General features: G+C 55.3%; 11 protein-coding genes. All 11 read left to right on the top strand.

Annotated elements, in window-relative coordinates:
• The 11 genes from MWR57_RS02290 to MWR57_RS02340 all read left to right on the top strand — a co-directional run bounded on the left by MWR57_RS02290 (nt 1) and on the right by MWR57_RS02340 (nt 9562).
• Entirely contained in the window at nt 1-696 is a 696-nt protein-coding gene (locus MWR57_RS02290; protein WP_423123166.1) for a DVU0298 family protein, read from the top strand.
• A 156-nt stretch (nt 697-852) separates the two neighbouring features.
• Nucleotides 853-1800, top strand: a complete 948-nt coding sequence (locus MWR57_RS02295; protein ID WP_423123167.1) for an HDOD domain-containing protein — start codon at nt 853-855, stop codon at nt 1798-1800.
• Between the two features lie 150 nt (nt 1801-1950).
• Complete coding sequence (locus MWR57_RS02300; protein ID WP_423123168.1) at nt 1951-2415, top strand: RrF2 family transcriptional regulator; 465 nt, start codon at nt 1951-1953, stop codon at nt 2413-2415.
• A gap of 70 nt (nt 2416-2485) precedes the next feature.
• Nucleotides 2486-2710 (top strand): DUF4492 domain-containing protein, encoded by a 225-nt coding sequence (locus MWR57_RS02305; RefSeq protein ID WP_423123169.1) that lies wholly within the window; start codon nt 2486-2488, stop codon nt 2708-2710.
• A 188-nt stretch (nt 2711-2898) separates the two neighbouring features.
• Nucleotides 2899-4431, top strand: a complete 1533-nt coding sequence (locus MWR57_RS02310; protein WP_479723934.1) for a cytochrome ubiquinol oxidase subunit I — start codon at nt 2899-2901, stop codon at nt 4429-4431.
• Nucleotides 4432-4435: 4 nt separating this feature from the next.
• Nucleotides 4436-5572, top strand: coding sequence for a cytochrome d ubiquinol oxidase subunit II (cydB, locus tag MWR57_RS02315; protein ID WP_423123171.1), 1137 nt, complete (start codon nt 4436-4438; stop codon nt 5570-5572).
• A 580-nt stretch (nt 5573-6152) separates the two neighbouring features.
• Nucleotides 6153-7091, top strand: coding sequence for a CDF family Co(II)/Ni(II) efflux transporter DmeF (gene dmeF, locus MWR57_RS02320; protein ID WP_423123172.1), 939 nt, complete (start codon nt 6153-6155; stop codon nt 7089-7091).
• On the top strand, nt 7076-7516 hold the full coding sequence (locus MWR57_RS02325) for a MarR family winged helix-turn-helix transcriptional regulator (protein WP_479723932.1): 441 nt from the start codon (nt 7076-7078) through the stop codon (nt 7514-7516). The genes dmeF and MWR57_RS02325 overlap by 16 nt, the downstream gene beginning before the upstream one ends.
• A gap of 236 nt (nt 7517-7752) precedes the next feature.
• Nucleotides 7753-7998 (top strand): type II toxin-antitoxin system Phd/YefM family antitoxin, encoded by a 246-nt coding sequence (locus MWR57_RS02330; protein WP_423123173.1) that lies wholly within the window; start codon nt 7753-7755, stop codon nt 7996-7998.
• A complete protein-coding gene (locus MWR57_RS02335) occupies nt 7988-8272 on the top strand; it encodes a type II toxin-antitoxin system RelE family toxin (RefSeq protein WP_423123174.1) in 285 nt (94 codons plus the stop codon). The genes MWR57_RS02330 and MWR57_RS02335 overlap by 11 nt, the downstream gene beginning before the upstream one ends.
• A gap of 237 nt (nt 8273-8509) precedes the next feature.
• Complete coding sequence (locus tag MWR57_RS02340) at nt 8510-9562, top strand: AAA family ATPase (protein WP_423123175.1); 1053 nt, start codon at nt 8510-8512, stop codon at nt 9560-9562.
• Nucleotides 9563-9749 lie beyond the last annotated feature (187 nt).

Below are 9749 nucleotides of genomic sequence, written 5' to 3' on the forward strand. Positions count from 1 at the left end.
ATGGCAGGCCAGAGAAACCTCAAAAAAACCGTTCTTGCCCTGCTCCCAGGACCGGACATCACGCGAATCCTCTCCGAGCTGGCCGCACATCCTCCCAAAGCATTGCTCAACGCCCTGTTCTCCGGCATCTGCCACGCAGACCCGCAAACCCGCTGGCACGCGATATCCGCCATGGGCGCCACCGTGGCCCGCCTTGCCGATCAGGACATGGAAGCGGCCAGGGTGGTCATGCGCCGCTTCATGTGGAGCCTCAACGACGAATCCGGCGGCATCGGCTGGGGCGCCCCAGAGGCCATGGCCGAATGTTTGGCCTTGCATGCCGGACTGGCCGAAGAATATACCAAGATCCTCGTCTCCTTCATGCGGGAGGACGGCTTTTATCTCGAACTCCCCGCCCTCCAGCGCGGCCTGATGTGGGGAGTGGCGCGGGTGGCCCAGGTACGCCCGGACCTGCTCCGCTTCTGGCAGGCGCCCGAATACCTCCTCCCCTACCTCGATTCGGAAGACACCATGGTCCGGGCCTTGGCGGCCCGAGCCCTTGGACAGCTCCGGGCCATTGCGGCTGGCGAAAAAATCGCGCGCTCCCTCGGAGATACCACGGAATTTCTCCTGTATGCGGACCACAGCCTCCGCACGGTTACCGCCGACCAGCTTGTCCGTGAAGCCCTTGCCGCCCTCGCGCCTGTTGCCCCATAAAATGCAGCCGTTGTCTTGCCGGTCTGCTTCCCTGCCCTCCCTGGCATTGCTTTCCGGGTTATGAAATGGTATATTTCATGCCTCAAGCTCGCATCTCTTTGTTGTTGTGTTTTTTAGAGCTTAACCCGTTAGCCGGTTTCATATAAAAGGGAGCGCGTGGAGCACGACACCAGTTCGATTGTAAAAAATCAAAAACTCACCGAGATTTTCGCCAAGATGAACCTGGGCGAACTTCCAGCCATCTCCGGGCACGTCAATGAGGTTCTGAAGATCACCCTCAATAAACGCGCTTTAACAACCTGCGTTTCCAAGGTTATCCTCAAGGATTATTCGCTCACCAACAAGGTTCTCCAGGTTGCCAACTCGGCCTATTATATTCGCGGGACGCGCATTACCACCATTGAGCGGGCCGTGGCCGCACTGGGCCTCGATGTTGTCCGGGAGCTTGCCGTTTCCATCAGCCTTATCGAGGAGTTCCTCAAATCCGGCGGGGATAAAGACAGCTTGAGCCAGCAGATGGCGATCTCGCTGCTCAGCGCCAATCTCAGCAAACTTGTGGTCCAGGAATACAAAATCCCTGTTTCGCCGGAAGAGGCCTATGTCTGCACGCTTTTGCATGACCTGGGCCGCATTATCATGACCATCTATTTTCCGGATGTGTACCGGCGCATCGAGGCGGGAACGACCAGTGGCAGTTCCGAGGAGGCCATGTGCCGCCTGATGTTCAAGCAGCTCACCTTCCATGAGATCGGTCAGGAGATTGCCCGCTTCTGGAATTTTTCCGACACCATTGTCGCCTGCATGGACCCCAACCCTCCGGAAGCGGAATCCCTGGTTGACGAGCGGCATATCCTGCAAAACCTTGCGGTTTTTTCCAACCTCTTTATCCGGGATATTTGCTACAAAAGGCCGCCCCATGTCATGGCCCGGCGATTCAAAAACCTCTTCCCCATCAAGATGCTCCCGCTCCTTGAAATGTCGCTTTCGCTGGCCGACACCGTAGGCAACGTCTCGGGGGTTATCCGCTACGGCCTGACCACGCTCAAATACCGGAGCAAATGCATCGCCACCGCACACAAATACCAAAAAAAATCCGCTGCCTGACCCGCTCCGCATCACCCCGCACACCGCTCAACCCATTTGTTCCGCCCGGCCCGCTCTCAATATCTCTGCATTTTTTCTTGACAACCATGGTCAGGATTCGATATAAGACTAAAAACATCTTATATATCCTTTTTAACAGTGGACTGCACCATGCGACTTACCCGCGCCGGAGAATACGGAATACGCTGCGTCCAGCACCTCGCCAGGCATGGCAAGGGAACGCTGGTCAGCAGAAAAGAGATTGCCGTGCGCACCGATGTGCCGCCGCACTTCCTCGCCAAGATCGCCCAGCAGCTTGCCAGGGCCGGGATCATTGAGATCCAGCAGGGCGCGAACGGCGGCTATCGCCTGCTGCGCGACCCTTCGGAGATCACCCTGTTGGCGGTCATCGAGGCGATCATCGGCGAAATATCCCTCAACGACTGCGTGGGCCGGCCGGAATCCTGCCACAACAGCCCGCTCTGCACCGTGCACCGGGTCTGGAACAAGGCCAACCAACAGCTTCGGGCAACCCTGCAGGAGGCGGACTTTGCCACCCTGGCCAAGGAAGATCCCTGTTGCCTGACACCTTTCCCCGAGACCGCCGGCCATAACGGGCCCATCGGGAAAAAATGATTTGACCGGGCAAATGTCCTCCATATACAACAAAGAAACAGGATCTTTTTTATCCGCTGAGGAATCATCCATGACCGCTCTGCCGAAACAACTGTATTTTCTGTATCGAGACGGCTTCCGCTCCATGGTGGTGGGAAAAACCCTGTGGAAGATCATCGCCGTCAAGCTGTTCATCATGTTTGCCGTTCTCAAGCTTTTTTTCTTTCCCAATTATCTCAACACCAATTTTCACACCGAGCGCGACCGGGCCGGACATGTTCTGGAAAACCTGACCAGATCACAGTCAGCCCGCTGATTCATGTATTCCGGCTTTATTTTTTTTACCGCTTTTTTAGGAGCCGTTACCAAACAATTTGGACAATTCCGGGCGATCCCTTACGGCTCCTCTTGCCGTTTTGCCCACACGAAATGACCTGGTTGCTTGGGACAACGGCTTAACCATGGCGGGAGCTTGCTCCTGCCGCCAGCACACAGAAGGAGGATATTGTGGGAGATCAAATCCTAACCACGGTGGATTGGGCCAGGGCGCAATTCGCCCTGACCGCCATGTATCATTGGATTTTTGTACCGTTGACCCTGGGGTTGTCCTTTCTCCTCGCCTTTTTTGAGTCCATCTACGTCAAAACCGGCAACGAGGAATGGAAAAAACTGACCAAATTCTGGATGACTCTTTTCGGCATCAACTTCGCCATCGGAGTGGCCACCGGCATCATCCTGGAATTCGAGTTCGGCACCAACTGGTCCAACTACTCCTGGATGGTGGGCGACATCTTCGGCGCGCCCTTGGCCATTGAGGGCATCTTCGCCTTCTTCATCGAGGCCACCTTTTTTGCGGTGATGTTCTTCGGCTGGCAGCGGGTCTCCAAGGGATTCCACCTCTTTTCCACCTGGATGGTGGCCGTGGGCTCAAACCTCTCGGCGGTCTGGATTCTCGTGGCCAACGGCTGGATGCAGTTCCCCGTCGGCATGGCCTTCAATCCCGACACAGCCCGTTTTGAGATGCAGAATTTCTGGGAGGTCGCCCTCTCTCCGGTGGCGGTGCACAAGTTCACCCACACCACCAGCTCCGCCTTTCTGCTCGCCTCCCTCTTTGTCGTGGGCATCTCCGCCCTCTTCCTCATGCAGGAGCGGCATCAGAAAATGGCCAAGCGCAGCATGGTGGTCGCCGCGGTCTTCGGTTTTGTCGCCTCCCTCTTCGTCGGCCTCACCGGCGATGAGGCTGCTTTCAGCGTGGCCCAGAGGCAACCCATGAAACTTGCGGCCATGGAAGGGCTGTACGTGGGGCAGGAAAAGGCCCCCATCGTCGCCATGGGTATCATCAACGCCAGCAAAAAACCGGGCGACGACCTGCCCGCCTTCTATCAGGAAGTGAAGATCCCCGGCCTGCTTTCGCTCCTGGCCAACCGTGATCCCAACAGCTTTGTCCCTGGCATCAACGATCTGGTTTTCGGCAATGCCGAACGTAATATTATCGGCGCCGAACAGCGGATGGTCACCGGCAAGATCGCCCTGGCCGAGCTGGCGCGATACAAGTATGCCAAGGATACAGGGAATGAGGCGGAAGCCGCAGCAGCCCTGGCCATTTTTGACCAGCACAAGGGCGATCTCGGCTACGGCTACCTGACCAGCCCGGTCGAGGCCGCGCCGCCGGTGGCCACAACCTTCTACAGCTTCCACATCATGGTGGTGCTGGGCACCCTCTTCCCGGTGATCTTCCTGCTGGTGCTCTACTTCGCCTACAAGGGCACCCTGGAATACCAGCGCTGGCTCAACCTGCTCTGTTTCTTTTCCATCTTCCTGGGCTATGTGGCGCAGCAGGCCGGCTGGATCGTGGCCGAGGTAGGGAGGCAGCCCTGGGCCATCCAGGGCCTTCTGCCGGTAGGCGTGGCCGTCACCAATATTGCCGCAAGCAACGTGCAGACCACCTTCTTCATCTTCCTGACCCTGTTCACCGCGCTGCTGCTGGCGGAGATTCGCATTATGATGAAGCAAATCAAGATCGGACCGGAGGCATAAAACAATGATAGGAACCCTGGATCACTCAACTCTGCAGCAACTCTGGTGGCTGATCGCCTCCGTGGTGGGGTCGCTCTTTCTCTTCCTGACCTTTGTGCAGGGCGGACAGACCCTGATCTTTACCCTGGCCTCCACCGAAGAGGAGAAAACGCTCATCATCAACGCCATGGGCCGCAAGTGGGAACTGACCTTCACCACCCTGGTCCTCTTCGGCGGCGCCCTGTTCGCGGCTTTTCCGCTCTTTTACGCCACCAGCTTCGGCGGGGCCTACTGGGTGTGGATGCTCATTCTCTTCACCTTTATCCTCCAGGCGGTGAGCTACGAATACCGCAAGAAACCCGACAACGTTCTCGGGGCGCGCACCTATGAGATCTTCATGGCCATCAACGGCAGTGTCGGCCTCCTTTTGATCGGCGCGGCGGTGGGCACCTTTTTCACTGGTTCCCGTTTCAGCCTCAACCTTTACAACTCCGTGACCTGGGGCACCCCCTATCGCGGACTGGAAGCGGCGCTCAACCCGTTCAACCTGGCCTTCGGCCTGTTTCTGGTGTTCCTGGCCCGAATCTTGGGCGCCATGTACATCGTCAGCCACGTCGACCATGCCCCCTTGGTCAAACGCGCCCGCAAGGCGACCTGGATCAACCTGCTCTGGGCCCTGCCTTTTTTGCTCACCATCCTGATCAGCTTTGCCACCATGGACGGGTTTGCGGTGAACCCTGAAACAGGCACGGTGTTCATGGAGAAGGGCAAATACCTCAACAATCTGCTGGCCATGCCCGCGGTGCTGGTCCTGCTCCTGGCTGGGTTGGGTTCGGTGATCTATGGTGTGGCCGCCACCGGTTTTCTCAACAAGAACAGCGGCATCTGGTTCGGCGGCATCGGCACCGTGCTGGTTGGGCTGGCGATCTTTTCCCTGGCCGGCTACAACAACACCGCCTTTTATCCGTCGTCAAGCGACCTGCAGTCGAGCCTTACCATTTATAACGCCTCCAGCAGCAAATACACCCTCACGACCATGAGCTATGTGGCCCTGGCGGTGCCCTTTGTTCTGGCTTATATCGCCTATGTCTGGAAACTGATGAATGCGAAACAACTGACCCTGGCCGAGCTGAACGGTGAAGACGCCAAGGAAATGTATTAACATAACTATCCGGCAGCGCACCTCTGCTGAACAGTTACAGGTTGATGCGCCAGCCTGTTTTTCGACTTGGCTGGTTCGCTACTAATGTAAAAAGAAAGGAACACACCATGAATACTATTCTGCTTGTCGGCTGGCTGCTGGTGCTGGTTGTCTCGTACCAAGGCGCCATCGTTGTGCTCAAAAAAACCGATCTGCTGTAAGCTGCAGCGATCCGAGCTAGCTAGTACCTTGCAACTTTTTAATCGACCTCACATTAATTCCCTCCCCCCTTGCGGGGGCGGGTTAGGGAAAGGGGGAAGTTGCCATTACCTCAGCAGGTTGTAGATACCCCCACCCCCAACCCCTCCCGCAAGGGGAGGGGCGTTTTTCAGAAAGATTAAGAGTTACACGGTACTAGTCCAAACCGGCGCGGGAAATCTCCCGCGCCGGTTTTTTTTTCAGAAGACTCCTTCCATCAACCATTTTGCTTGATCAACAAACATCTTGACTATCAAACAATACATTTGTATCCTCCCCTCTCTTGCTCTTTACCTTGCCGCCGCCACGGCGCGAAACAACCTTTTTTCACAGAGAGGCCACAATGCACGCCCATTCCCTTGACACCTGGCAGCACCCCCATGATTTCGCCGTGATTCAGGAGCACGGCGAAAAACGAACCGGACAGGTGCTGGTCATCACCGCCATCACCATGCTGTTTGAGATCGGCGCCGGCATGGCCTTTGGCTCCATGGCCCTGCTCGCCGATGGTTGGCACATGGGCACCCATGTCGCCGCCTTCCTGATCACGATCTTCGCCTACCGTTTTGCCAAGAAACACGCAAACAACACGGCCTTTGCCTTCGGCACCGGCAAGGTCGGCGTCTTGGGCGGCTTTGCCAGCGCCATCGCCCTGATCGTCGTGGCCCTGGTCATGCTCATCGAGTCGGGCCAGCGCATCCTGGCCCCGCAGCCGATCCATTTCAACGAGGCCATCGGCGTGGCCGCCTTGGGGCTGCTGGTCAATATCGCCTGCGCCTTTCTGCTGCAAGACCACCATGACCACGACCATGGTCACGGCGAGGACGACCATCATCACCATGACCACAACCTCAAGGCGGCGTACCTGCACGTTATGGCCGACGCCCTGACCTCGGTTCTTGCCATTGGCGCCCTGATTTCGGGCAAATACTTCGGATGGCATTGGCTTGATCCCCTGATGGGCATCGTCGGCGCGCTGGTTATCTCCCGCTGGGCCTATAGCCTGGTGCGGGAAACCGGCGGGATACTTCTGGACGGCAGCATCAACGCTGCAACGCTTGGGGCCATAAAAGAAAAAATCGAGGGCGCGCTGGACAACCGGATTGCGGACATGCACATCTGGAAAGTCGGCCCGGCCCATTACGCGGCCATCCTTTCCATTGTCACCCATTATCCGCAGAAGATTGGTTACTACAAGGAACTGCTGCGCGATTTCCCCAATCTTGCCCACCTCACCGTGGAGATCCACACCTGCGAGGGCGAGACATGCGTGCCCCGATGAGCGAGATTGCCAAGCTTTCCCATCAGCTCGTTGAACTGTACGAAAAGCTCTCCTCCTGGGAGCAGGACGTGGTGAAAAGCTCGGGCCTTTCCACCCCCCAGATGCACACCATTGAAATCGTCGGCCATGGAGCGCACGGAGGGGGAGCCCTGCGCATGAAGGAGCTGGCCAAGAAGATGGGCGTAACCACCGGCACCCTCACCGTCATGGTCGATCGGCTGGAGCAGCAGGGGCTGCTCCAGAGAACCCCCCACGAAACGGACCGGCGTTCCTACCTAATCGCGCTGACCGAAAAGGGGCAGGACCTTTTTGCCGAACACCACCAGTACCACCTGCACCTCACCGAGGAGATCACCGCTACCCTGTCCGCAGAGGAACAGGCGCAATTGAGCGCCATTCTCGAAAAGATCATCGGCCAGATGTGAGAATCGTATTGACCCGGCATTAAATACGTCATGCCCGAATGTTTTCGTCGGGCATCCATCCCTCTGGATTCCCGCCTGCGCGGGAATGACGGTTTATGTAGTTAACCACCGAAGCAATAATCTCGCAGACCCCGGCGTCTGCTGTTGTTGTCTCCGCAATTCCGTTTGGCTATCGCCTGAATTAATGCTATATTAGACATCAAATAGCGCATCAATTCATCAGCGGAGGCACAGCAATGGACACCATTTTTTCCAATATCACCGTCAGCGTGACCGAATTAAAGCGGAACTTCGCCGCTATTCTCAAGCAGGCTGATGATTCTCCCGTGGCCATTCTGAACCACAACCGCCCAGAAGCATACCTGCTACCGGCCGCTTATTACGAGCGACTCATGACCTGCCTGGAAGACCTGGAAGACGCCAGGTTGGTGAAGGAACGAGGCAACGGCCCCTTTGTCGAGGTGGGGCTGGATGAGTTATAAGCTGCGCTTTCACGAACTGGCCCTGGCTGAATGGCGGAGGTTGGATGCCAGCATCCGTGAACCGCTCAAAAAGAAGCTGGCCGAACGCCTGGAACACCCGAGGATTCCATCCGCCGCCCTTTCCGGTATGCCGGACTGTTACAAGATCAAGTTGCGAAGCGCCGGATATCGATTGATCTACCGGGTGGACGACACAGTGGTTTTCGTCACTGTCATCGCCGTAGGCAGGCGCGACAAACAGAAGGTGTATGAGGTGGCTCAATCACGCCCGTGAAGCGTTCGTTTTTGAATAACATTTGGTTGCAATAGAAAAATAGATAACACCGTCCCACCATGGGTTCTGTTGCGGGAGGTGCTTGATCTGGTGTGAAAAATGGTGCGGGGGGGGTTCTATACTTTCTTGACAAGAAATAGATATTGTGTCTTCGTATATTGCTGAAACATCATCAACTGGTATGAAACTGGCAAATGCAGGATGCAGACCGGATTTGCCAAATGCAGGAGAGGCTTTATGCTGCAAACAATGCAAGTGAAACATTTTACGGTGTTTGATGACGAACGATTTCAATTCGCTCCCGGGATCAACGTCATCATTGGTGAAAACGGTACCGGAAAAAGTCAGCTCATGAAACTTGGATACGCCCTTTCCGTTGTTAGCCACGCCCAAAAACAGGCTCAACGCAAAGGCAAAGAAGAATGGCAAAGGGCAATCGCAGACAAGCTCATAGTAGTTTGCCAACCTGAATCACTTGGACGCCTTGTTTCTCGTAAGCAAGGGCGGAATCGTTGTGAGATAGGCGTCAAATTTACTAAAGACAATGCCGATTTTAAGTTCTCTTTCGCAACTAATAGCAAGACAGAAGTGCGACTTAGCTCTACCCCATCTGAACATATTGAAGCCCCCCCAGTTTTTTTCCCTACTCGGGAAATGCTCTCTATTTTTCCAGGTTTTGCAGCAATATATCGTAACCGAGAGCTTGAGTTTGATGAAACTTATTACGATCTTGCGCTGGCTTTGGAGGCCCGCCCCTTGAAGGGCAAAAGAACAGGTCACGCTTCATCGCTTATAGATGAACTGGAAAAACTGATGAAGGGGCGGGTAGGACTTGAAAATGGCCACTTTTATCTCTACCCCTTTGAGGAAGGCAAGGGACGAATTGAAATGCCGCTAGTCGCGGAGGGCATCCGGAAGATTGCCATGATGACCTATCTGCTGATCAATGGCGGTTTGAAAGATCGCGGAACCCTGTTTTGGGATGAACCAGAAACCAATCTCAACCCTCGATTGATGCAGAGTCTTGCCGGGGCGTTGGTTGCCATGGCCCATAATGGGGTCCAAATTGTTCTGGCAACCCATAGCCTCTTTTTGTTGCGTGAGTTAGATATTGCCTTGACGGAAAAAAAATATCAGAAAGTGCATCGGCAATATATTGCGCTTGCCCTTGAAAATGATGATGTTCGCGTTAGCCAATCCGATTCGTTGGACGATGTAAACCCGATAGCCGTGCTTGATGCCGATCTGGAGCAATCGGATCGCTATCTTGATCTGTCGGGAGATAACTGATGACCGCTATTACTGAAGGCAAGTTCACTTTCTCCTTCCCTCCAGGAGGGTGTGTAAAGAATTTTGTGTAAATGGTTTTTGTGATCAAAATTCCGGCAGCCTGTCTTCAAACATGATGCTGAACTGATTCAGCGCCGATTTCCAGTTTTTAATCGGCATCGTCCAGCGTTTCGAAATATTCGTCAGC

This window comes from Hydrosulfovibrio ferrireducens (genome assembly GCF_046883345.1).
GTDB classification, from domain to species: domain Bacteria; phylum Desulfobacterota; class Desulfobulbia; order Desulfobulbales; family Desulfurivibrionaceae; genus Thiovibrio; species Thiovibrio ferrireducens.